General features: G+C 63.9%; 24 protein-coding genes. 17 read left to right on the plus strand and 7 right to left on the minus strand.

The genetic code is table 11. The annotated features are described in order from the left end of the window. Positions 1 to 6: 6 nt before the first annotated feature. Positions 7 to 711, plus strand: a complete 705-nt coding sequence (locus AC0L3U_RS25930) for a glutathione S-transferase family protein (RefSeq protein WP_473363817.1) — start codon at positions 7 to 9, stop codon at positions 709 to 711. A gap of 2 nt (positions 712 to 713) precedes the next feature. Here the strand turns inward: AC0L3U_RS25930 and AC0L3U_RS25935 are convergent, their stop codons facing one another. The 3 genes from AC0L3U_RS25935 to AC0L3U_RS25945 form a co-directional block, all read right to left on the minus strand. Next, a complete protein-coding gene (locus tag AC0L3U_RS25935; RefSeq protein ID WP_473363727.1) occupies positions 714 to 1,496 on the minus strand; it encodes a sulfite exporter TauE/SafE family protein in 783 nt (260 codons plus the stop codon). Positions 1,497 to 1,499: 3 nt separating this feature from the next. Continuing rightward, complete coding sequence (locus tag AC0L3U_RS25940; protein WP_473346390.1) at positions 1,500 to 2,132, minus strand: TetR/AcrR family transcriptional regulator; 633 nt, start codon at positions 2,130 to 2,132, stop codon at positions 1,500 to 1,502. Between the two features lie 214 nt (positions 2,133 to 2,346). Then, entirely contained in the window at positions 2,347 to 2,718 is a 372-nt protein-coding gene (locus AC0L3U_RS25945; protein ID WP_473363728.1) for a tRNA-binding protein, read from the minus strand. A 105-nt stretch (positions 2,719 to 2,823) separates the two neighbouring features. On the opposite strand from AC0L3U_RS25945, the gene AC0L3U_RS25950 reads away from it, so the two are divergent. Then, a complete protein-coding gene (locus AC0L3U_RS25950) occupies positions 2,824 to 3,177 on the plus strand; it encodes an ArsC family reductase (RefSeq protein WP_473363729.1) in 354 nt (117 codons plus the stop codon). A gap of 39 nt (positions 3,178 to 3,216) precedes the next feature. On the opposite strand, the gene AC0L3U_RS25955 is transcribed toward AC0L3U_RS25950, so the two are convergent. Next, positions 3,217 to 3,900 (minus strand): PAS domain-containing protein, encoded by a 684-nt coding sequence (locus AC0L3U_RS25955; RefSeq protein WP_473363730.1) that lies wholly within the window; start codon positions 3,898 to 3,900, stop codon positions 3,217 to 3,219. A gap of 335 nt (positions 3,901 to 4,235) precedes the next feature. On the opposite strand from AC0L3U_RS25955, the gene AC0L3U_RS25960 reads away from it, so the two are divergent. The 7 genes from AC0L3U_RS25960 to AC0L3U_RS25990 all read left to right on the plus strand — a co-directional run bounded on the left by AC0L3U_RS25960 (position 4,236) and on the right by AC0L3U_RS25990 (position 10,720). Next, positions 4,236 to 4,991: an ABC transporter ATP-binding protein gene (locus AC0L3U_RS25960; protein WP_018459153.1), complete on the plus strand. Its 756-nt coding sequence runs from the start codon at positions 4,236 to 4,238 to the stop codon at positions 4,989 to 4,991. Next, on the plus strand, positions 4,984 to 5,730 hold the full coding sequence (locus tag AC0L3U_RS25965) for an ABC transporter ATP-binding protein (RefSeq protein WP_473363731.1): 747 nt from the start codon (positions 4,984 to 4,986) through the stop codon (positions 5,728 to 5,730). Before AC0L3U_RS25960 ends, AC0L3U_RS25965 begins: the two co-directional genes overlap by 8 nt. A 33-nt stretch (positions 5,731 to 5,763) precedes the next feature. Then, positions 5,764 to 6,987: an ABC transporter substrate-binding protein gene (locus AC0L3U_RS25970; RefSeq protein ID WP_027517482.1), complete on the plus strand. Its 1,224-nt coding sequence runs from the start codon at positions 5,764 to 5,766 to the stop codon at positions 6,985 to 6,987. A gap of 72 nt (positions 6,988 to 7,059) precedes the next feature. Beyond that, positions 7,060 to 7,923, plus strand: a complete 864-nt coding sequence (locus tag AC0L3U_RS25975) for a branched-chain amino acid ABC transporter permease (RefSeq protein WP_007609236.1) — start codon at positions 7,060 to 7,062, stop codon at positions 7,921 to 7,923. A gap of 1 nt (position 7,924) precedes the next feature. Next, the gene (locus tag AC0L3U_RS25980) at positions 7,925 to 8,893 is read left to right on the plus strand and encodes a branched-chain amino acid ABC transporter permease (protein ID WP_007592084.1); all 969 of its coding nucleotides are present in this window, start codon (positions 7,925 to 7,927) and stop codon (positions 8,891 to 8,893) included. Positions 8,894 to 9,051: 158 nt separating this feature from the next. Further along, complete coding sequence (locus AC0L3U_RS25985; RefSeq protein WP_027517485.1) at positions 9,052 to 9,696, plus strand: DUF47 domain-containing protein; 645 nt, start codon at positions 9,052 to 9,054, stop codon at positions 9,694 to 9,696. A 16-nt stretch (positions 9,697 to 9,712) separates the two neighbouring features. After that, positions 9,713 to 10,720, plus strand: a complete 1,008-nt coding sequence (locus tag AC0L3U_RS25990) for an inorganic phosphate transporter (protein WP_007609242.1) — start codon at positions 9,713 to 9,715, stop codon at positions 10,718 to 10,720. On the opposite strand, the gene sugE is transcribed toward AC0L3U_RS25990, so the two are convergent. After that, positions 10,713 to 11,027 (minus strand): quaternary ammonium compound efflux SMR transporter SugE, encoded by a 315-nt coding sequence (gene sugE, locus AC0L3U_RS25995; protein ID WP_473287162.1) that lies wholly within the window; start codon positions 11,025 to 11,027, stop codon positions 10,713 to 10,715. The genes AC0L3U_RS25990 and sugE overlap by 8 nt on opposite strands. 169 nt (positions 11,028 to 11,196) lie before the next feature. Between sugE and AC0L3U_RS26000 the strand changes: the two genes are divergently transcribed. The 8 genes from AC0L3U_RS26000 to AC0L3U_RS26035 all read left to right on the plus strand — a co-directional run bounded on the left by AC0L3U_RS26000 (position 11,197) and on the right by AC0L3U_RS26035 (position 20,082). Beyond that, a complete protein-coding gene (locus AC0L3U_RS26000) occupies positions 11,197 to 12,816 on the plus strand; it encodes a peptide chain release factor 3 (RefSeq protein WP_085352891.1) in 1,620 nt (539 codons plus the stop codon). Positions 12,817 to 13,044: 228 nt separating this feature from the next. Further along, positions 13,045 to 13,623, plus strand: a complete 579-nt coding sequence (locus AC0L3U_RS26005; RefSeq protein ID WP_473363732.1) for a hypothetical protein — start codon at positions 13,045 to 13,047, stop codon at positions 13,621 to 13,623. A 71-nt stretch (positions 13,624 to 13,694) separates the two neighbouring features. After that, on the plus strand, positions 13,695 to 14,276 hold the full coding sequence (locus tag AC0L3U_RS26010) for an NnrU family protein (protein ID WP_473363733.1): 582 nt from the start codon (positions 13,695 to 13,697) through the stop codon (positions 14,274 to 14,276). Positions 14,277 to 14,349: 73 nt separating this feature from the next. Further along, on the plus strand, positions 14,350 to 15,942 hold the full coding sequence (locus AC0L3U_RS26015) for a class I adenylate-forming enzyme family protein (protein WP_473363734.1): 1,593 nt from the start codon (positions 14,350 to 14,352) through the stop codon (positions 15,940 to 15,942). Positions 15,943 to 16,111: 169 nt separating this feature from the next. Next, a complete protein-coding gene (locus AC0L3U_RS26020) occupies positions 16,112 to 16,765 on the plus strand; it encodes a tetratricopeptide repeat protein (protein WP_473363735.1) in 654 nt (217 codons plus the stop codon). A gap of 28 nt (positions 16,766 to 16,793) precedes the next feature. Next, positions 16,794 to 17,342 (plus strand): hypothetical protein, encoded by a 549-nt coding sequence (locus tag AC0L3U_RS26025; RefSeq protein ID WP_473363736.1) that lies wholly within the window; start codon positions 16,794 to 16,796, stop codon positions 17,340 to 17,342. Positions 17,343 to 17,446: 104 nt separating this feature from the next. Continuing rightward, the gene (der, locus tag AC0L3U_RS26030; protein WP_473363737.1) at positions 17,447 to 18,829 is read left to right on the plus strand and encodes a ribosome biogenesis GTPase Der; all 1,383 of its coding nucleotides are present in this window, start codon (positions 17,447 to 17,449) and stop codon (positions 18,827 to 18,829) included. Next, positions 18,826 to 20,082 (plus strand): TCR/Tet family MFS transporter, encoded by a 1,257-nt coding sequence (locus tag AC0L3U_RS26035; RefSeq protein ID WP_473363738.1) that lies wholly within the window; start codon positions 18,826 to 18,828, stop codon positions 20,080 to 20,082. Before der ends, AC0L3U_RS26035 begins: the two co-directional genes overlap by 4 nt. 112 nt (positions 20,083 to 20,194) lie before the next feature. On the opposite strand, the gene AC0L3U_RS26040 is transcribed toward AC0L3U_RS26035, so the two are convergent. Both AC0L3U_RS26040 and AC0L3U_RS26045 read right to left on the minus strand, forming a co-directional pair. Next, the gene (locus AC0L3U_RS26040; RefSeq protein WP_473363739.1) at positions 20,195 to 21,421 is read right to left on the minus strand and encodes an ABC transporter substrate-binding protein; all 1,227 of its coding nucleotides are present in this window, start codon (positions 21,419 to 21,421) and stop codon (positions 20,195 to 20,197) included. Between the two features lie 169 nt (positions 21,422 to 21,590). Next, positions 21,591 to 22,739, minus strand: coding sequence for an NHL repeat-containing protein (locus AC0L3U_RS26045; protein ID WP_473363740.1), 1,149 nt, complete (start codon positions 22,737 to 22,739; stop codon positions 21,591 to 21,593). Between the last annotated feature and the right edge of the window lie 67 nt (positions 22,740 to 22,806).

Genomic DNA, 22,806 nt, shown 5'->3' on the forward strand with positions numbered 1-22,806 from the left:
GTCCTGATGTCCGATCTGTCCGCCTTTCCCGTCACCAAGCGCTGGCCGGCCAAGCACCCGGAGCTGCTCCAGCTCTATTCGCTGCCGACGCCGAACGGCGTCAAGGTCTCGATCATGCTGGAAGAGATCGGGCTTCCCTACGAAGTCCATCTCGTCGATTTCGGCAAGGACGACCAGAAGACGCCGGAGTTCCTCGCGCTCAATCCGAACGGCAAGATCCCGGCGATCCTCGATCCCAATGGTCCCGGCGGCAGGCCGCTGCCGCTATTCGAATCCGGAGCGATCCTGCAATACCTCGCGGAGAAGACCGGCAAGCTGCTGCCGCAGGATGCCGCGCGCCGTTACCAGGCCATCCAGTGGCTGCATTTCCAGATGGGCGGCATCGGGCCGATGTTCGGCCAAGTCGGCTTTTTCCACAAATTCGCCGGCAAGGATTTCGAGGACAAGCGGCCGCTCGAGCGCTATGTGAGCGAGGCCAAGCGGCTGCTCGGGGTGATGGAGATGCATCTTGCCGGCCGGCAATGGTTCATGGACGACGACTACACCATCGCCGACATCTCCATGCTCGGCTGGGTGCGCAATCTCATCGGTTTCTACGGCGCCGGCGATCTCGTCGAGTTCAGCCAGTTCAAATCCGTCGCCGCCTGGCTCGAACGCGGGCTGGCGCGTCCGGCGGTCGAGCGCGGGCTCAACATTCCCAAGCGGCCGTAAGATCAGGTTAGCGCCTTGTGGGTCATGTAGAGGGCCATCAGCAGGATGACGGCGATCATGACCCGGCGCAGCACCGATTTGCTGACGCGATTGGCTGCGCGCGCACCGAGATCAGTGCCGACCCAGAGGCCGGCGAGAATGCCGATGATGGCGGGCCAGCCGACCATGAGTCCCTTGCTCCAGTAGATCCCGGCGGCCGGAATATTGGTTGGGATGACGGAGAAGACGAGGCTGACGAGCTGCGCCTGGTGCTGCGGTACCCGCAGGCCCGCCGCGAGCCCGACGGTGATCGCCAGCCCGCCGCCGATGCCCATGAAGCCGGAGGAAAATCCGGCAAGCATGCCGATGAGGAGCAGCGGCAGCCAGGGTAGCTCGTCTCGGTCGCCGGTCTTATTGTTTTCCTCCTCGCGGTCGCGGCGCAGGATCAAGAGAGCGATCAGCGCGACGAGATAAACGACGTAGGTCCATTGCAACACCGAGTCGGAGACTGCGGCCGCAGCGTAGCCGCCGCCGGCGCCGCCGAACAGAAACCCGATGCCGATCCAGACGATCCATAGCAACGGGCTGCGATTGCCGCTCTGCCAATAGCGGCGAACGCCCGCGAGTCCGGTCGGCGGAACCTGCGTGATCAGCGACGTCCCCTGGGCGACGTGTTGCTCGGCGCCGAGCAGCAGCACGCTGAAGATCACGAGACCGCCTCCGGGACTCGTGCCCATGAAGCCCGATGTCAGCCCGCCGATGAGGCCGACCCCAATGCCAGCGAGCAGGTCATGAATCCATGACATCGCTCAGTTCCTGGTCCGTCGCTTGACGTCGGCCTTCGTGGTGCGAAATCCATCGATCACGCCGGTCACGGCCGCCATGCAGGCCTCGATGTCAAAATCCTGGCCCCAGCATTTTTGCAGCACAAAACCCTGGAAGATCGCGATCAGCACGCGCGCGATCGCTTCCGCACCGAGATCGCGCTTGATGAGGCCGTCATGCTGGCCGCGCTCGACCAGCGCGACAATCAGGGCGCGCGGCATGTCGATGCCTTCTACGATGCTGGTGCGGACGCGGCGGTTGCGCAGGGCCTCGGCCCAACCGTGAATGCCGACACGGCGGCGCGCTTCGCCGGCGGGGTCGGTGAGCCATTGCGCGTACACGCCGACCAGCGCGTGAAGTCCTTCGATCGGATCGCCCGATCCTTGCGCGACCGAGTTGAGCACGGCCTCGCGCCGGTGTCGGTCGTCGGCGAGTGCCTCGATCAGATCGTCCTTGCTCTGGAAGTAGAGATAGACCGCACCGTGGCTCAGCCCCGACCGTTTGACGATGTCGGCCATCCCGGTCTGGTGAAAACCGTCCTCGGCGAAGCAGGCGAGGGCGGCTTCGAGAATCTGCTGCCGCCGGCCTTCACGTTGCTTGTCGCTGATCTTGGGTATCCGGCCATCCATAAATAACTGACAGATTAATCGTTTTAGTCGCTCTGCGGGTGAACACCTGAGAGCGCCGATCAATATAAAAAACGATCAGTCAGTCATTTTTATTACCGAAGCGGATCCCGGTCAAGCCCGACAACCCGGACCGGGAAACAGGCGGAGCGAATCGTTAAGGAGGGCCGCCGGCGGCCAGGAACCGTCCCTTGAGCGCGCGGTGCTAGAACAGCCGTCCGCCGTTCGGCACGGGCTTGCTCGGCTGCACCAGCACGACCTTGCCGCTGGCATCGGGGAAACCGAGGGTCAGCACCTCCGAGACAACAGGGCCGATCTGGCGCGGCGGGAAATTCACGACCGCAGCCACCTGTTGGCCCACCAGCCTTTCAAGCGGATGGTTTTCGGTGATCTGCGCAGAGCTCTTGCGCACGCCGATCGCGGGACCGAAGTCGATCCACAGCCGCCAGGCCGGCTTGCGCGCTTCCGGGAACGGCTTCGCATCGACGATGGTGCCGACGCGGATATCGACCGCGAGAAAAGTGTCGAAGTCGATGGTCGGCGATGCGGTCGCGGCTGGATCGTGGGTGACGTGCATGGAGTGTCCGTCCGAAGAGCTGGCATCATTCGCAATATTGTCGTGCGAACTGGAGTTGCGTACAACGCCGGAGCATTACGCTGCGACGCATGCGCGAGGACTGTCTTGCCCAACATCATCTACGGCATCAAGAACTGCGACACCATGAAGAAGGCGCGCGCCTGGCTCGACACCCACGGTGTCGCCTACGCGTTCCACGACTACAAGGCGACGGGGGTGGAGAAGGACAAGCTCAAGCAGTGGAGCGACAAGGTCGGTTGGGAGACGCTGCTCAATCGCGCCGGAACGACCTTCAAGAAGCTGCCCGATGCCGACAAGGAAGGCCTCTCCGAGAAAAAGGCGCTGGCGTTGATGCTAGCGCAACCATCAATGATCAAGCGACCGGTGTTGGAAGTCGGCGGCAAGCTGCTGGTCGGCTTCAAGCCGGACGTCTATGCCAAGGAAGTCACGACCAAGTAAGTCACGACCAAGGAAGCCGCCGCCAAATCGCGCTGACCGCTAGTTCAGCTCGATGATCTCGGTGGGAACACCGGAGCCCTGTTGGTCCGCGAACTCGACCAGCTCGGCGGGGGCGATGCGGCCGGGGGTGCGATGGAACAGGTCGCGGTCGATCACCGCGCGCAATCTCGTGCGCGGCAGCGCGTCATTTCCGCGCATCAGATTCTTGATCTCGAAGCCGCCGTCCTCGCAGAAGGTCTTGAGCGAAGCGATGATGTGACAGACCTTGCCGTCGGTCCGGAACGGCAGCAGCAGGCGCTCATAGGCGACGATACGGCCGTAGATGTCATCGACGTCGGCAACGCTGTAGACAGGCAGCCCGCGCGCCACGCATTCATGATAGACCGGCATCACCAGGGGCGCGAGACGCGGTCCGATATAGTCGTCGAGCAGAGCGCCCTTGCCAGTGTGTCCATAGGCGCGCGAGATGCGCGTACCTTCGCTCTGAATGGTCAGACGCGGCGTCGGCGTCGACATGTCCACCGTATAATAGATCAGATCGGAGAGCTCTTCCTCGAGCCGCGCAGGCTGGTACTCCCAGATCGCCGGGGCCGTCTGCTGGCGCGCATAGAGCCGCAGCCACGTGTTCAGGAGATCACGCTGCCTGATCGATTTCACCACGGAAGGAGCGGCGCTTGCAAAATCCAAGACAATATTCCCGGCGAATAGAAATTCCGGACGCATGAAACCCGCGCATTATCCTCGCTGCGGGAAAATTTTCCATGAAGGCTGGCGCATGGAACGAAAGACCGTTAACGACGGCTTGATGACCGGCGCTTTGCGAACCGGGAAGCCGGGCAGGCGCGACATCAAAACACGTCCGACTAAGGGAGCATAAGTCTCCCGGCCGGAGGCCTGACCTGCTCAGCTTTCCGCCTTGCCTAACGCCCGTCACCTCCGGCATATTCCGCGCCCGGAGGCGGCGTTCCGGATGGGCTCCAGGGAGTGGCTCCGAGGCCTCCGGAAAGCCGAAGCAACAAGGATAGCCACGCGCGTTGTGCGGGCAGGGGGAAAACTGTTTGGCCGATGAGTTCATTCTCGAAACGGAAGGCTTGACCAAGGAGTTCGCGGGCTTCTTCGCCGTCCGCGACGTTGCGCTCAAGGTTCGCCGTGGGAGCATTCACGCGTTGATCGGCCCGAACGGCGCCGGCAAGACGACGTGCTTCAATCTTTTGACCAAGTTCCTCAAACCGTCTGCCGGAAAAATCCTGTACAAGGGGCAGGACATCACCGCGATGGCGCCCGCCGACGTGGCCCGCCTGGGACTGGTTCGCTCGTTCCAGATCTCGGCGGTATTTCCCCATCTGACCGCGCTGGAAAACGTTCGCGTCGCGCTTCAGCGCCAGCACGGAAGCTCTTTCGATTTCTGGCGCTCAAAGTCCGTGCTCAACCAGTTCAACGATCGCGCGCGCGAGCTGTTGAACGATGTCGGCCTCAGCGAGTTTTCCAATACGCCCGCGGTCGAGATGCCCTATGGGCGCAAGCGTGCACTGGAGATCGCAACCACGCTCGCGCTCGACCCTGAGATGATGCTGCTGGACGAGCCGATGGCCGGCATGGGCCACGAGGACATCGACAAGATCGCGGCGCTGATCAAGCGCATCTCCGCGAAATACACCATCCTGATGGTCGAGCATAATCTGAGCGTCGTGGCCAATCTCTCCGACATCATCACCGTGCTGACGCGCGGGCAGGTGCTGGCGCAAGGCCATTACAGCGAGCTCACCAAGGACGAACGCGTCAAGGAAGCCTATCTGGGAGCCGGTCATGGCTGAGACTGCAACGGCGGAAGCTCCCGCAAAGGCTGCGAGCGGCGGCAACCTCCTCCAGGTCCGCAACCTGGAAGCCTGGTATGGTGAGTCCCACATCCTGCACGGGATCAACTTCGACGTGAACGCAGGCGAGGTCGTCACCCTGCTCGGGCGCAACGGCGCCGGCAAGACCACCACGCTGAAGTCGATCATGGGCATCATCGGCAAGCGCACCGGCTCGGTGAAGTTCAACAACCAGGACATCATCCGCACGACCTCGGACAAGATCGCGCGGATGGGAATCGCGTTCTGCCCGGAGGAGCGGGGAATTTTCGCCAGCCTCGATGTCCGGGAGAACTTGCTGCTGCCGCCGGTGGTGCGTCCGGGCGGATTGCCGCTCGAGCAGATCTTCGATCTGTTTCCAAACCTCAAGGAACGGCTCAACAGCCAGGGGACCAAACTCTCCGGTGGCGAGCAGCAGATGCTCGCGATCGCGCGCATTCTGCGAACCGGCGCGAACTTCCTGATGCTTGACGAACCGACCGAGGGTCTCGCGCCCGTCATCATCCAGCAAATCGGCCACACCATTGCGCGGCTCAAGAACGAGGGTTTTACGATCCTCCTGGTCGAGCAGAACTTCCGGTTCGCATCCACCGTCGCCGACCGCTATTACGTGGTCGAGCACGGCAAGATCATTGACGGATTTTCCAATGCGGAGCTTGCCGCCAACATGGACAAGCTCCACACCTATCTCGGCGTCTAGAACTGCCAACAAGAAGATTCATAGGGAAGTAGCATGATGACAAAGTCGATTGCGTCGTTTCTGCTCGGCACGGCGCTGGCCGTGACCGCCACCGGTGCAGCCTTCGCGCAGGACAAGACCGTCAAGATCGGCGCGCTGTCCGATCAGTCCGGGCTCTATGCCGACCTCGGCGGACCGGGCTCGACGCTCGCCGCGCAGATGGCCATTGAAGATTCCGGCCTGGCTGCGAAGGGCTGGAAGATCGACATCATCTCGGGCGATCACCAGAACAAGCCCGACATCGGCACCGCGATCGCGCGGCAATGGTTCGACGTCGACAAGGTCGACGTCATCGTCGACGTGCCGAATTCCGGCGTGGCGCTCGCGGTCAACAACGTCATCAAGGAAAAGAACGGCGTCTATATCAACTCGGGCGCGGCGACCTCCGACCTCACCAATGCGCAGTGCTCGCCCAACACGGTGCACTGGACCTACGACACCTACATGCTGGCTCACACCACCGGCCAGGCGCTGGTGAAGGCCGGCGGCGACACCTGGTTCTTCCTGACCGCGGACTACGCCTTCGGCGCGGCGCTGGAGCGCGACACCACCGCTGTGGTTACCGCCAATGGCGGCAAGGTGGTCGGCGGCGTCAAGCACCCGCTGAACACGCCGGACTTCTCGTCTTTCCTGCTCCAGGCGCAGGCCTCCAAGGCCAAGATCATCGGCCTTGCCAATGCCGGCGGCGACACCACCAACACGATCAAGCAGGCGGCCGAGTTCGGCATCGTCAAGGGCGGCCAGAAGCTCGCGGCGCTGCTGCTGTTCCTCACCGACGTCAAGGCGATCGGGCTCGAGACCGCACAGGGCCTCAACTTCACCGAGACCTTCTACTGGGACATGAACGACCAGACCCGGGCGTTCTCGAAGCGCTTCGCCGAGAAGATGAAGAACAACGCGCCGCCCACCATGGTGCAGGCCGGCGTCTATGCGGGCGTGCGTCACTATTTCAAGGCACTGGAAGCGCTCGGCGGCAACCCGCATGACGGCGCCAAGGTCGTCGAGAAGATGAAGTCGATGCCGACGGAAGACGATCTGTTCGGCAAGGGCGAGATCCAGCCCAACGGCCGCACCATCCACAATGCCTATCTGTTCGAGGTGAAGAAGCCCTCCGAGTCCAAGGGACCGTGGGACTTCTACAAGCTGGTCGGCACGGTGCCGGGCGACCAGGCCTTCACGCCGCTGTCCGAGAGCAAGTGCGCGCTGTTGAAGAAGTAAGATAACCGCCCGCAGGCCATCAGGCTTGCGGGCGACTTTCAGGGAACGCCGAAGGGACCGGGTGCGGGATCGATGCAGGCTCTTTACGCTCAGCTACTGGTGGGACTGATCAACGGCTCGTTCTACGCGCTGCTCAGTCTCGGGCTTGCCGTGATCTTCGGCATGCTCAACATCATCAATTTCGCCCATGGCGCGCTCTACATGATGGGCGCGTTCGTCGCCTACTTCCTGCTGAACATCGGCGGCATCAACTATTGGTGGGCGTTGCTGCTTGCCCCAATCATCGTCGGCATTTTCGGCATGATCCTGGAACGGACCATGCTGCAATGGCTGACGGGGCTCGATCATCTCTACGGCCTGCTCCTGACCTTCGGCATTGCGCTGATCGTGCAGGGCGTGTTCCAGAACTATTTCGGCTCCTCTGGCATGCCTTACGCCATTCCGGACCAGCTCAAGGGCGGCATGAATCTCGGCTTCATGTTCCTGCCCATCTATCGCGGCTGGGTCGTCATCTTCTCGCTGGTGGTCTGCATCGCGACCTGGTTCCTGATCGAGAAGACGCGTCTCGGCGCCTATTTGCGTGCCGCGACCGAAAACCCGACGCTGGTGCGCGCCTTCGGCGTCAACGTGCCGCGCATGATCACGCTGACCTATGGTTTGGGTGTCGGCCTGGCCGCGCTCGCCGGCGTGCTCTCGGCGCCGATCAACCAGGTGCGGCCGCTGATGGGCGCCGACCTCATCATCGTGGTGTTCGCGGTGGTGGTGATCGGCGGCATGGGATCGATCATGGGCTCCATCATCACCGGCTTTGCGCTGGGTGTGATCGAGGGCATGACCAAATATTTCTACCCCGAGGCCTCCAACACCGTCGTGTTCGTGCTGATGGTGCTGGTGCTCTTGGTGAAGCCAACGGGATTGACGGGAAGGGCGGCCTGATATGACAGCCTTGACGGACGACACGCTGCCGGTAACCCCGCGCGCGATCCGCGACGAGATGATCGTGTTCGTGGTGATGGCGCTGCTGCTGGCTTCGGTGCCATTCACGGGAGTCTACCCGTTCTTCGTGATGCAGGCGCTGTGCTTCGCGCTGCTCGCCTGCGCCTTCAACCTGCTGATCGGCTATGGCGGTTTGCTGTCCTTCGGTCATGCGATGTTCTTGGGCACGGCCGGCTATTGCAGCGCGCATGCGCTGAAGGTCTGGGCGCTGCCGCCGGAGCTCGGCATCCTCGTCGGTGTCGCCGGTGCCTTCGTGCTCTCGCTCATCACGGGCTATATCTCGATCCGCCGCCAGGGCATCTATTTCTCGATGATCACGCTGGCGCTGTCGCAGCTTCTGTACTTCATCTACCTCCAGGCCCCGTTCACCCATGGTGAAGATGGCATCCAGGGCATTCCGCAGGGACGCATGTTCGGCGTCTTCGATCTGACCAAGCCGACCGTGCTCTACTACGTCGTGCTGGTCGGTTTCCTTGCCGGCTTCCTGCTGATCTTCCGCATCATCAATTCGCCGTTCGGCGAGGTCCTCAAGGCGATCCGCGAGAACGAGCCGCGCGCGATCTCGCTGGGTTACCGCACTGATCAGTACAAGTTCCTGGCTTTCGTCCTGTCGGGCACGCTGGCCGGCTTTGCCGGTGCGCTGAAAGTCTTCGTGGCGCAGAATGCCTCGCTCACCGACGTGCACTGGTCGATGTCGGGCGAAGTCGTGCTGATGACGCTGGTCGGCGGACTCGGAACCGTGTTCGGTCCCGTGGTCGGTGCCTTCGTGATCATCGCCATGCAGCAATATCTGGCGGGGTTCGGCCAGTGGGTGACCGTGATCCAGGGCTCGATCTTCGTGATCTGCGTGCTCACCTTCCGCCGTGGCGTCATCGGCGAAATCGCGCATTACTTCCGACGGTCGCTGTAAGTCATTGATCTAATGGAAGATGTGTTGACGCGCGAAAGCGGTGGATGATCCGGCTCCACGGGCGTGAGGTGGCACGCGCGTGGATCGAAAATGGTCTATGACAGTTTCATGACGGCCCGCTTGGGCCGGGCCATCATCCAACCGGTAGTCTCTCTCCCATGATGCGATTGTTTCGCGCTTTCCTGCCCAAGGAAGAACGGTTCTTCGACCTGTTCGACCGCCACGCCCAGACCGTGATCCAGGGCTCGATCGCGCTCCAGAGCATGCTCAACGGGGGCGAGGAGACGCCGGTCTATTGCCAGCGCGTCAACCAATTCGAGAACGATGCCGACAACATCACCCGTGAGGTGCTGACGGCGGTGCGCCGTACCTTCATCACCCCGTTCGACCGCGGCGACATCAAGAACCTGATCACCTCGATGGACGACGCCATCGACCAGATGCAGCAGACCGCCAAGGCCGTGATGCTGTTTGAGGTCCGCAGCTTCGAGCCGCCGATGCGGGAGATCGGCGGGCTTCTGATCGAATGCGCCAATCTGGTCGGCCGTGCGCTGCCGCTGATGCAGAAGATCGGCCAGAACGTGGCCATGCTGACCGCGATCACGGAAGAGCTGGGCAAGCTGGAAGGCCGCGTCGACGATCTCCATGATATCGGGCTGAAGGAACTGTTCCTCAAGCATCGCAACGGCAACGCGATGGATTTCATCGTCGGCGCAGAGATCTACGACCATCTCGAGAAGGTCGCCGACCGCTTCGACGACGTCGCGAACGAGATCAACAGCATCGTCATCGAGCAAGTTTAGGGCAGGGGGCCACGCCGTGGATGTTGCGTTGGGTCTTCCCGTCCTGGTCGGACTGATCGCCGTCGCGCTGCTGTTCGACTTCCTGAACGGCCTGCACGATGCCGCCAATTCGATTGCGACCATCGTCTCGACCCGCGTGCTGCGGCCGCAATACGCGGTGTTCTGGGCCGCGTTCTTCAATTTCGTCGCCTTCATGGTGTTCGGGCTGCACGTCGCCCAGACCATCGGCACCGGTATCATCGATCCCGCGATCGTGGATGCCCAGGTGATCTTCGCTGCGCTGGTCGGCGCCATCGTCTGGAACCTGGTGACATGGGCGCTCGGCATCCCATCGTCCTCGTCTCACGCATTGATCGGCGGCTTGTTTGGTGCCGGTGTTGCCAAAGCCGGCCTTTCGGCGGCGGTCTGGAGCGGATTGTCCAAGACGGTGATCGCCATCGTGCTGTCTCCGCTGGTCGGCTTCCTGCTCGCGATGGTGCTGGTTGCGATCGTCTCCTGGGCGTCGGTACGCTCCACGCCCTTTGCCGTGGATCGCGCCTTCCGCATCCTGCAATTCGCCTCCGCCTCGCTCTATTCGCTCGGCCATGGCGGCAACGACGCGCAGAAGACCATGGGCATCATCGCGGTGCTGCTCTATTCGCAGGGCCAGCTCGGCGGCGAATTCTTCGTCCCCTTCTGGGTGGTGCTCTCGTGCCAGGCCGCGATGGCCATGGGGACGCTGATGGGCGGCTGGCGCATCGTTCGCACCATGGGCCTGCGCATCACCAAGCTGACCCCGATGCAGGGCTTTTGCGCCGAGACCGGCGGTGCCGCGACCCTGTTCATGGCGACCTTCCTCGGCGTTCCCGTCTCGACCACCCACACCATCACCGGCGCCATCGTCGGTGTTGGCGCCGCTCGCCGCCTCTCGGCGGTGCGCTGGAACGTCGCCAGCTCGATCGTCTATGCCTGGGTGATCACGATGCCGGCCTCGGCCATCGTCGCCGCGCTGAGCTGGTGGGCGGTCAAGATCTTCCTCAGGTAACCAGCTTCAGTCCGACAATCCCGGCGACGATCAGCCCGATGCTGGCGAGGCGGAATGCGGTGGCCGGCTCGCCGAACAGGACGATGCCGAGCGTCGCGGTACCGACCGCGCCGATGCCGGTCCAGACTGCATAAGCGGTTCCAATCGGCAGCGATTTGAGGGCGAGCCCGAGCAGGAGGATGCTGCCGGCCATGGCCCCAAGCGTGAGGACTGACGGAACGAGCTTGGTGAACCCCTCGGTATATTTGAGGCCGATCGCCCAGGAGACCTCCAGCAGACCGGCGACGAACAGGATGCTCCAGGCCATGACGATCCTCCATTCAAGGCAGGGTCGTCCCCGCGACTGGTGTGCTGACAGGAACGGAAGGCCGTCCCTCCCAACCTGATCCCAAGCCGGATATGGGGCTGGCCGTCAGGCACCGCAATCACCAGATGAGGCTTGATCAGGCTCATTTTCCCTGCCAAACGCTGCCGCAATGTCCGACATCGCCACCACAGCCGAATCGACGGCCCGTTCCTCGCTTGCCGCTGAAGTGTCGCGGCGGCGTACCTTTGCGATCATCTCGCATCCGGACGCCGGCAAGACCACGCTGACCGAAAAGCTGCTGCTGTTCGGCGGCGCCATCAATCTGGCCGGCCAGGTCAAGGCCAAGGGCGAGCGGCGCAACACGCGTTCGGACTGGATGAAGATCGAGCGCGAGCGCGGCATCTCGGTCGTGACCTCGGTCATGACCTTCGAGTTCGAGGGCCTCGTGTTCAACCTGCTGGACACGCCAGGCCACGAGGACTTTTCGGAAGACACCTATCGCACGCTCACGGCGGTCGATTCCGCCGTCATGGTGATCGACGCCGCCAAGGGCATCGAGGCGCGTACCCGAAAGCTGTTCGAGGTGTGTCGTCTTCGCGACATCCCGATCATCACCTTCATCAACAAGATGGACCGCGAGAGCCGCGACGTCTTCGAGCTCCTGGACGAGATCGAGAAGACGCTGGCGCTCGATACCACGCCGATGACCTGGCCTGTCGGCCGCGGCCGTGAGTTCCTCGGCACCTACGACGTCGTCAATGGCGGTGTGCGCCTGCTCGAAGGCGGCGGTGCCAAGACCGGCGCGGCGCAGCAGATCGAGATCGCCGAGCTCGCCAAGCTCAACGCCAATCTCGACGTGTCGGCGGTCAAGGACGAGCTCGAGCTCGTCACCGCGGCTTCAAAACCGTTCGAGCTCGAAGCGTTTCGCGAGGGCCATCTGACGCCGGTTTATTTCGGCAGCGCGCTGCGCAATTTCGGCGTCGGCGACCTGCTGCAAGGGCTCGGCAAGTTCGCGCCCGAGCCGCGCGCGCAGGAGAGCGACCAGCGCAAGGTCGAAGCCACCGACCCGCGCATGAGCGCCTTCGTGTTCAAGATCCAGGCCAACATGGATCCCAACCACCGCGACCGCATCGCCTTCGCCCGCCTTTGCTCCGGCAAGCTGAGCCGCGGCATGAAAGCGAAGCTCGTGCGCACCGGCAAGAGCATGCCGCTGTCGAGCCCGCAATTCTTCTTCGCGCAGGACCGTTCGGTTGCGGACGAAGCTTATGCCGGCGACGTCGTCGGCATTCCCAATCACGGCACGCTGCGCATCGGCGATACGCTGACCGACGGCGAGGATTTCAACTTCGTCGGCGTGCCGAGCTTCGCGCCGGAAATCGTCCGCCGCGTGCGTCTCACCGATGCGATGAAGGCGAAGAAGCTGAAGGAAGCGCTTCAGCAGATGTCGGAAGAGGGTGTTGTGCAGGTGTTCCGTCCGCGCGATGGCGCACCCGCGTTGGTTGGCGTCGTCGGCGCGCTGCAGCTCGACGTGCTCAAGGCGCGGCTGGATGCGGAATATTCCCTGCCGGTCGAATTCGAGGTCAGCGAGTTCCAGCTTGCGCGCTGGGTCTCGTCGGACGACCGCAAGAAGCTCGATACCTTCATCGCTGCCAACACCTCCAGCATTGCCGACGATGTCGACGGCGATCCCGTCTATCTGGCGCGGAACGAGTTCTACCTCGGCTACACCAGGGAACGTGCCGAGGGCATCGAGTTCACCAACGTCAAGGACGTCAAGAAGAAGGGATAGGGGCGTAGCTCAGTCCGCTCCTCACCCTCCGCTGTCATGCCCCGCGAAGGCGGGGCATCCAGTACGCCGCAGCCTCTCGGCTCAATCACAAACGTCTCGGAGTACTGGGTCGCCCGGTCAAGCCGGACGACGACACCGTGAGTAAACGCGAGCACGTGAACGCGAATTGGGCTTGAAGCCGCTGCAAGGCCCACCAATTTGATTGTGGTCGCTTGTTTGGTGCTCCGGATGTTGCGTGCAATGCTCGTGCTGTTGCTGACCTTCTCGGCCGTTGGTGCCGCCGACGCGCGGCCCCGGCAAATCAACCCAATTCCGTTTTCGCACGAGCCGTGCAGCGTCCTCGATGGCAGGCCCTGCACGCCGTCCTATTGCAGCCCGCTCGAGCCTGGCCCCTGCATTCCCGAGATCGACTATCCCTACGGCCAGAACCTCCAGCTCACGATCCAAAGCGTGCCGGCGGAGGCCGATCGCGCCAAATACCAAAAGCCGGATCACGATCTCGATACAATCGGCGATCTCTTCGCCGAGCTGCGCAGCTGCTGGTCGCCGCCATCGGACAATGCGCGCGCGGGCATGCAGATCGCCGTGCGTTTCAGCTTCAACAAATCGGGCGGCCTGATCGGCCCGCCGCGCCTGACCTTTGCGACCGCGGGCGTCCCCGCCGAGACAAGAACCACCTACCTCAATGCGATCAATTCATCGTTGAAAGCCTGCCTGCCGCTGAAATTCACCGGCGGGCTTGGCGGTGCCCTCGCCGGGCGACCGATCGCGATCCGGTATGTCGACAATCGCGAGATCCGTAACTAGCGCATCAGTTGCGACCCGCGGCCAATCGATGATACGCCATGGGTTGGGGCGCTGGTTGAGGGGAGAATCTCGTGGGTCTGCTGGTTATGATCCTGGGGCTTGCGCTGTTTTTTGCGGCGCATGTGTTCACGACGAAACGCGAGGCGCGCGCGCAGGCCATCGCGAGACTGGGCGAGGGGACCTACAAGATCCTCTATTCGCTTGCCTCGATCGCAGGGCTCGCGTTGATCATCTGGGGCTTCGCGCATTATCGTGCGACGGGCTGGATCGACGTCTGGTATCCGCCGAAGGCGCTGAAGCACATCACGCTCGCGCTGATGCTGCCCGCGGTCATCCTGGTGGTTGCGTCCTATCTGCGCGGCCGCATCTATGCGACGCTGAAGCACCCGATGCTGGCCGGCATCAAGCTGTGGGCAGCGGCGCATCTTCTGGCCAATGGCGATCTCGGCTCCATCATCCTGTTCGGCTCCTTCCTGGGCTGGGCGGTGTATGATCGCATCACGCTGAAGCGTCGGACCGATGGTGGCGGTCCGCCGATTCCGGTGGGCGGCGTCACCAACGATCTGATCGCGATCGCGGTCGGGACCGTCGCATATCTGGCGCTGGCGTTTGCGTTCCATCCGGTCGTGATCGGCGTTCCCGTGATGGGCTAGCTGATCAGCACAAGACTGCACCGCATGCCCATGCGCGGAAGGTAACGAGAGCAACAAAGCCAAGGGCATCCCGATGGACTGGTCGCATTCTCAGATCCCGCCAATGCGGTTCGAGGCGCGCTTCGGCGATCGGGTCGTGCCGGCATTTTGCGATCGGCCGTCGAGCCTGTGGGCGATGATCGCGGACGCCTGCGCCCGCAATCCCGACGGCGAAGCACTGATCGCAGGCCATGTCCGTCTCAGCTGGCGGCAGGCCGCGGAGCAGGCTGCGCGGATCGCGGCGGGATTTCGCAAGCTCGGATTGCAGCGCGGCGATCGTGTCGCGATCCTGCTCGGCAACCGCGTCGAATTCCCGCTGCTGCTGTTTGCTGCCGCGCACGAGGGGCTTGTCACGGTGCTGCTCAGCACGCGCCAGCAGAAGCCGGAAATCGCCTATGTCCTCAGCGATTGCGGTGCAAAGCTATTGATCCACGAGGCGGCGCTCGCGGCGCGTCTGCCGGATGCGCGGGATGTGCCCGACGTGATCCACCGCATCGCGGTCGACGACGATCCGGCTCCGTCGCATTTCGCTGTGCTGGCAGACAACGCGCCGGCCCCGGCACCGGTCGAGACGAGCGAGGAGGACACCGCGATGATCCTCTACACCTCCGGCACGACAGGCAAGCCGAAGGGCGCGATGCTGGCCCATTGCAACATCGTCCATTCCTCGATGATCTTCGTGTCCTGCCTGCAATTGACGGCGGCCGACCGCTCGATCGCGGCGGTGCCGCTCGGCCACGTCACCGGCGTCGTCGCCAACATTACGACGATGATCTGCTGCGGTGGCGCGCTGATCATCATGCCGGAGTTCAAAGCCGGCGAATATCTCAAGCTCGCCGCGCGCGAGCGCGTCACCTACACGGTGATGGTGCCGGCGATGTACAATCTCTGCCTGCTCCAGCCCGATTTCGAGAGCTACGATCTGTCGAGCTGGCGCATCGGCGGCTTTGGTGGCGCACCGATGCCGGTCGCCACCATCGAGAAGCTCAGGGCGATCATTCCCGGCCTCGAGCTGGCGAACTGCTACGGCGCGACCGAGACCACGTCGCCGTCCACGATCATGCCGGGCAAATTGACGGCAAGCCATATCGACAGCGTCGGGCTGGCGTGTCCCGGTGCGCGCATCCTGGCGATGGGGGCGGACAGGCGTGAGCTGCCGCCTGGGGAAATCGGCGAGCTCTGGATCCAGAGTGCCTCAGTCATCAAGGGCTACTGGAATAATCCCAAAGCCACGGCCGAAAGCTTCACCAGCGGGTTCTGGCATTCCGGCGATCTCGGCTCAGTCGACGCGGAGGGATTTGTCCGGGTGTTCGATCGGCAGAAGGACATGATCAACCGGGGCGGCCTCAAGATCTATTCGGCCGAGGTCGAATCCGTGCTGGCCGGCCACCCGGCCGTGGTCGAGAGCGCGATCGTCGCCAAGACGTGCCCGGTGCTGGGCGAACGCGTCCATGCTGTGGTGGTGGCGCGTGCGCCGGTGGACAGTGGGGCCTTGCGCGCCTGGTGCGCGGAGCGGCTGTCCGACTACAAGGTCCCGGAGACCATGGTGATCACCGCGGAGCCGTTGCCGCGCAATGCCAATGGCAAGGTGCTGAAGCGGCAGCTGCGGGAGCTGTTGGGAAATTGACCCGGGGAGGCGGTCTCTCCGGGCTGTGCCGGGTGGTTAACGCCTTGATCGGGCTCGCTTTGCCTTGCCACCGCCATATCGTTAGGGTACCCCGCCGCCACGTGGGGGACGGGATTCCTGACGCGAACGCTTTGGCGCGCGCACCCGGACGGGCATGGGATTAGCATAAGTGTCTGAATTATTTGACGAAGTCGACGAGGAAGTACGTCGCGAACAGCTCAAGAAGCTGTGGGACAAGTATTCGATCGTTTTCATCGCCCTGATGGTGCTGATCGTCGCCGCCGTGGGTGGCTGGCGCGCTTACCAGTATGTGGAGGCCAAGAAGGCTGCCGAGGCCGGTGCGGCCTTCGAGAAGGCCGCCGAGCTGTCCGAGCAGGACAAGCATGCGGAGGCCGAGGCGGCCTTCACCGAGCTCGCAGCCAAGGCTCCATCGGGCTATCGCACCCTGGCGCGGTTGCGTGCTGCGGCCGAGGCGGGGTCCCGCGATCCCAAGGCGGGCGCCAAGCTGTATGACGACATCGCCGCCGACCGAAGCGTGGGCGGCGAGTGGCAGGATCTGGCAAAGATCCGCGCCGCCGGTCTCCTGCTCGACAGCGCCGGCTATGCGGACATGCAGCAGCGGCTGGACGCCTCCACCGCGTCCAAATCGACCTTCCGTCATACGGCCCGCGAGATGCTGGCGCTGTCGGCCTGGCGCAACAACGACATGACTGCGGCCCGCAAATGGCTCGATGCGATTGCCGAGGACGGCGAAACGCCGCCCGGCTTGCGCTCACGCGCCGAGGCGCTGCAGGCGCTGCTGCCGCCGGTAGCGAAAAGCTGACGGTCCAGAGCTGAGACGAGATACCGATATGCGCCGCACGCCACGCTTGATCGCAGCCGCCGTCCTGATCGCCTTCACGGGCGTGCTGGGCGGTTGCTCCAGCTTCGATCCGAGCGACATGCTCGACTTCCTCGATACCAAGAAGAAGCTGCCGGGCGACCGCAAGCCGGTGTTCCCGGAAGGCGTGCCGGGCCTCGAGCAGGGCGTTCCGAAGGACATGTACAAGGGCGCGCAGCAACAGCCCGATGCGAACGGACCCGCCGTCGCGGCTCTGCCCACCGAGCCTGCGCCCGAGCCGAAGCCGGCGAAGGGTGCCAAGGCGAAAAAGACCAGGCAGCCGGCCAGTGCGGCCGTCGCGCCGGCTGGGGCGCCCGCCGGCGAAGTCGATGGCGAGGCCCAGCCCGAGGCCGCGCCGCCCGCGGCCACTCCGCCGCCCGGGCAGAAGATCGTGCGCAAGCGCACCACCCCGCCGCCGCCCGATCAGCCAGCCCAGCAGGCGCAACCGACCCAGACCACCCAGCAGCAAACGCAGGGCGCCTTCCCGGCGCCGATGCCGAGCGGCAGCTTCTCGCGCTAGAGCATGATCCGGAAAAGTGTGAAGCGGTTTTCCGAAAAGATCATGCTCAAACAATTGTCTTCATTTCATTGACAGGCGCGGCTCCGGCAGCGCACGAATGACCCATGTCCTTTAAAATTGCCATTATCGGCCGACCCAATGTCGGCAAGTCGACGCTGTTCAACCGCCTGGTCGGGCAGAAGCTCGCGCTTGTCGATGACCTGCCCGGCGTCACCCGCGACCGCCGCGAGGGCGAGGCCAGGCTCGGCGATCTCGACTTCACGATCATCGACACTGCCGGCCTCGATGAAGGTGCCAAGGGCTCGCTGACCGCCCGCATGCAGGAGCAGACGGAGGCCGCGATCGCACAGGCCGACGCGCTGTTCTTCGTGATCGATGCCCGCATGGGCCTCACGCCCAACGATCGCGCCTTCGCCGATTTCGCCCGCAAGGCCAACAAGCCGGTGCTGCTCGTCGCCAACAAGAGCGAAGGCAAGCATGGCGATGCCGGCGCGATGGAGGCTTTCGCGCTCGGCCTCGGCGATCCCATCCAGATCTCGGCCGAGCACGGCGAGGGCATGGGTGAGCTCTACGACGCGCTGCGACCGCTGATGCCGGAGCCGGTGGAGGAGGATGAGTTCGAAGAAGACGAGCCGCTGACCGAGGAAGAGGCCGCCACGCGCCCGATCCGGGTCGCGATCGTCGGCCGGCCCAACGCCGGCAAGTCGACGATGATCAATCATCTGCTCGGCGAGGAGCGCCTGCTGACGAGCCCGGAGGCCGGCACCACGCGCGATTCAATCGCGGTCGAGATCAACTGGAAGGGCCGCGAGTTTCGCGTGTTCGACACCGCAGGTCTGCGCCGGCGCTCCCGGATCGAGGAGAAGCTCGAGAAGCTCTCGGTCGCCGACGCATTGCGCGCGGTGCGCTTTGCCGAAGTCGTCGTGATGATGATGGATGCGCAGAACCGTTTCGAGGAGCAGGATCTTCGCATCGCCGACCTGATCGAGCGCGAGGGTCGCGCCGTCGTGCTCGCCGTCAACAAATGGGACCTGATGGAGAGCAAGGGTGGCGGCGCGATCTCGAATCTGCGCCGCGACGCCGATCACTTGCTGCCGCAGATCAAGGGCGTGCCGATCGTCGCTGTCTCCGGCTTGATGGGCGAAGGCATCGATCGATTGATGCAGGCGATCCAGGATGCCTATGCGCTTTGGAACAGGCGTGTGTCGACCGCGGCGCTGAACCGCTGGTTCGAGGAGGCGGTGCAGGCCAATCCGCCGCCGGCCGTGTCCGGACGACGACTCAAGCTGAACTACATCACGCAGACCAAGGCGCGCCCGCCGAGCTTCGTGCTGTTCTGCTCGCGTGCGGACGCGGTGCCGCAGTCCTATCTGCGCTATCTCACCAATTCGCTGCGTGAGGCCTTCGAGCTGCCGGGCACACCGGTGCGTATCACCCTGCGTGAGAAGGCCAACCCGTTCGCCCACAAGCGCAAGCGGCCGTCGTGAGCAACGAGGCCGGCGAGGCGATGGCGCAGGGCGCAGCGCCAGTCCGGCGCGGTGCGGTCGCCTTCATCTTCGTCACCATCCTGCTCGACATGCTCGCGCTCGGCGTGATCATGCCGATCCTGCCAAAACTGATCGAGAGCTTCGTCGACAACGACACGGCGCATGCGGCCCGCATCTTCGGCCTGTTCGGCACCGCCTGGGCGCTGATGCAGTTCGTGTTCTCGCCGGTGCTCGGCGCGTTGTCGGATCGCTTCGGGCGGCGGCCGGTGGTGCTGCTGTCGAATTTCGGGCTCGCGGCCGATTATGTGCTGATGGCGCTGGCGCCGTCGCTGGTCTGGCTGTTCGTCGGCCGCGTCATCTCGGGCATCACCTCGGCCAGCATCTCGACCGCCTTTGCCTATATCGCAGACATCACGCCGCCGGAGCGGCGCGCGGCGGTGTTCGGCCGGATCGGGGCTGCCTTCGGCGCCGGCTTCGTGCTGGGCCCGGCACTGGGCGGCCTGCTCGGCGATATCGATCCGCGCCTGCCGTTCTGGGCCTCGGCGGCCTTGAGCTTTGCCAATGCGCTCTACGGGCTCTTCGTCCTGCCGGAATCGCTGGCGGCGGACAAGCGCGCGCCGTTCCGCTGGAGGAGCGCCAATCCGCTCGGCGCGCTCCGCCTGCTGCGTTCCAACGCGGTGCTCGCTGCGTTGTCCGTCGTCAACTTCATCGCGCAGGTCGCGCATGTCGTGCTGCCCTCGACCTTCGTGCTCTACGCGACCTATCGCTACGGCTGGGATTCGAAGACCGTGGGATTGACGCTGGCGATGGTCGGCATCTGCGCCATGGTGGTGCAGGGCTTCGCGATCGGCCCGATCGTGCGCGTGCTCGGCGAGCGCAACGCGTTGTTGATGGGCCTGTGCTGTGGCGCGATCGGCTTCGTAATCTTCGGCGCGGCGCCGACCGGGCCGCTGTTCTGGATCGGCATTCCCGTGATGTCGCTGTGGGGCATTTCGGGCGCCGCCATGCAATCGCTGATGACGCGGCTGGTCGCGCCCGATCAGCAGGGCCAGTTGCAGGGCGCGACCGCGAGCGTGCAGAGCGTGTCGCAGCTCGTCGGTCCGTTCCTGTTCACGCTGACGTTTTCATATTTCATCGGCGCCAGCGCGCCGTGGCAGCTGCCCGGCGCGCCGTTCCTGCTCGCGGCGGTGCTGATGGTGGCGTGCGTGGCGATCGCGGTGCGGGCGCTGGGAACGGCGAGATCAGAACCGTAGGGCGGATTAGCGAAGCGTAATCCGCCACCTTGTCCGACGCGCGAGAAGAGGTGGGTTACGCCCTGCGGACTGCGCTTTGCGCAGCCGCAGAGCTAACCCACCCTACGACTTCTTACTTCTTCACCAGCGGGCACTCGCTGTCCTTGAGCGGCTTGGCCGCATCTTCCGCCGGGATGGTTGCGACCAGCTTGTAGTAATCCCACGGTCCCTTGGATTCTTCCGGCTTCTTCACCTCGAACAGGAAGGCGGGAATGATGCGGCGGCCGTCCTCGCGGAGCGGGCCCTTGCCAAACAGCGGATCGTCGGTCGGCAGCTCCTTCATCTTGGCGACGACCTTGGCGCCGTCATGCGGATTGCCGCCGAGGGCGTCCATCGCCTTCAGAAGATGCAGCACGGCAGCATAATTGCCGGCCTGCGTCATCGAGGGCATCGCCTTGTTGGCGACCTTGTCCTGGAAGCGCTTCGAGAAGGCGCGCGTGCCTTCGTTGAGATCCCAGTAGAAGGATTCTGTGAAGGTCAGGCCGTGCGCGGTCTTCAGACCGAGCGAGTGGACGTCGTTGATGAACAGCAACAGCGCGGCGAGCTTCTGGCCGCCTTCGACGATACCGAACTCGGCCGCCTGCTTGATCGAGTTGGTGGTGTCACCACCGGCATTGGCGAGACCGACGATCTTCGCCTTCGAGTTCTGCGCCTGCAGCAGGAAGGAGGAGAAGTCCGACGTGTTGAGCGGATGCTTGACGCCGCCGAGCACCTTGCCGCCGTTCGCGGTGACGACCGCGCTGGTGTCACGCTCGAGCGCGGCACCGAAGGCGTAGTCGGCGGTCAGGAAGAACCAGCTGTCGCCGCCGGCCTTGGTCAGCGCCTTGCCGGTGCCGTTGGCGAGCATGTAGGTGTCGTAAGTATAGGAAATGGTGTTGGCGTTGCAGGCCTTGCCGGTGAGGTCGGCACTGGCGCCGCCATTGTTGAGCAGGACCGCATTCTTTTCCTTGACGACGTTGCTGACGGCCAGCGCCACGCCGGAGTTCGGGGTGTCGGCGATCACATCGACCTTCTGGGTGTCGATCCACTGCCGCGCGATGTTGACGCCAACGTCCGGCTTGTTCTGGTGGTCGCCGCTGATCACATCGATCTTCCAGCCCTTGGCGCGAAGACCGGAATCTTCCACCGCCATGTTGACCGCCGCCACGGCGCCGGGGCCGCCGATGTCGGCATAGAGGCTGGACATGTCGTTGAGCACGCCGATCGTGACCGACTTGTCCTGGGCGAAGGCGGATGTGGCAAAACCGAAGGCGGCACAGGCCAGAAGGGCCGCAGAGCGGCGCGCGAACGTCGTCGTCATAAAAGGTTTCCTCCATTGTCAAACATGCGGACGGCTCTCTTGAACGGAGCCCTGTTCCGGCTGATGGCTCTACCGTGTCCCACGGCCGGCGGCAATGCGCCTAAAGCCGGATGACGCTGCGTCGCAGCGTCATCCCTCCGTTAACTTTTGGGCAAAATGCGTCGAGACGCTATTTCAGCGCGTCCGATGTCAGCTTGAATTTCTGGATGCGCTTTCCGGTGTCGACCTCGGCGGTATAGACGTTACCCTTGGCGTCGATCGCCATGGCATGCACCCAGTGGAATTGTCCGGCATTGCGGCCGTTGTGCCCGAAGCTGCCGACCACGCCGCCGTCGTCTCGCCTGATCACCCTGATCTCGTTGTTCTCGCCGTCTGCGCTGAGCAGCCAGGTCTGCTTCGGATCGGGCCAGATCGCGATGTCCCACACCGCGCCGTTGCCGAGCGTGTTCTTCTCGAAGAAGAACTCCTTCACGAAGGTGCCGTCCGTCTTGAACACCTGGATGCGGTTGTTGATGCGGTCGCAGACGTAGACGAGCCCGTCATTGGCGAGCTTCACGCAATGGACGGGATTGCCGAATTGCTGGGACACCGGCGCCTTGGGATCGTACGCCGCCTGCTTGGTGTCGTCGGGCTTGTTGCCGTAGGCGCCCCAGTGCCGCTTGTAGGCGAGGGTGGTCGCGTCGAACACGATGATGCGGCGGTTGCCATAGCCGTCGGCGACGTAGATTTCGTTGGCGGCCTTGTCGATCGCGGTCTCGGCGGGCTTGCCGAGCTGCGTCTTGTCGTTGCTGCCGAGGCTCGGCGCGATCTTGCCGATCTGGGCGACGAACTTGCCGTCGAGCGTGAACTTCAGGATCGCGTTGTCGTTGTCGGCATTGCCGCCGACCCAGACGAAGCCGCGCTCGTCGACCTCGATGCCGTGCTCGCGGCCGACCCATTCATAGCCTTCGCCCGCGCCGCCCCACGATCGCAGCAGATTGCCGTCGCTGTCGAATTCGAGCACGGGCGGCGCCGACACGCAGCATTTCGAGCGCGGCGGAGTGAGGCTCGCGCCTTTCTCGTCGTCGGTGAGCGAGCGCGGCCGATGGATCACCCAGATGTGGCCTTGCCAGTCGACGGTGATGCCGCCGACCTGGCCGAGGATCCAGTTGTTCGGCAACGGCTTTGGCCAGGACGCATCGACCGCGAAGGTCGGGACATCGCCGGCGGTCGCCGCGCCCGGAAGCGCGAACGCGACGGCGGCGATCAGGACGGAGAGGACGCGAGAGACATTTGCGAGCGCACGCTTAAAGCCTGCGCGATTCCGCCATGGCGCCATGGCAACCTCCCTTTTTTGGCCTGCAGCTTGCTGCCGCTTGAGCGCGGGCAGTCAATCGCGGGGAGGC

The organism is Bradyrhizobium sp. Kon69, assembly GCF_055807515.1.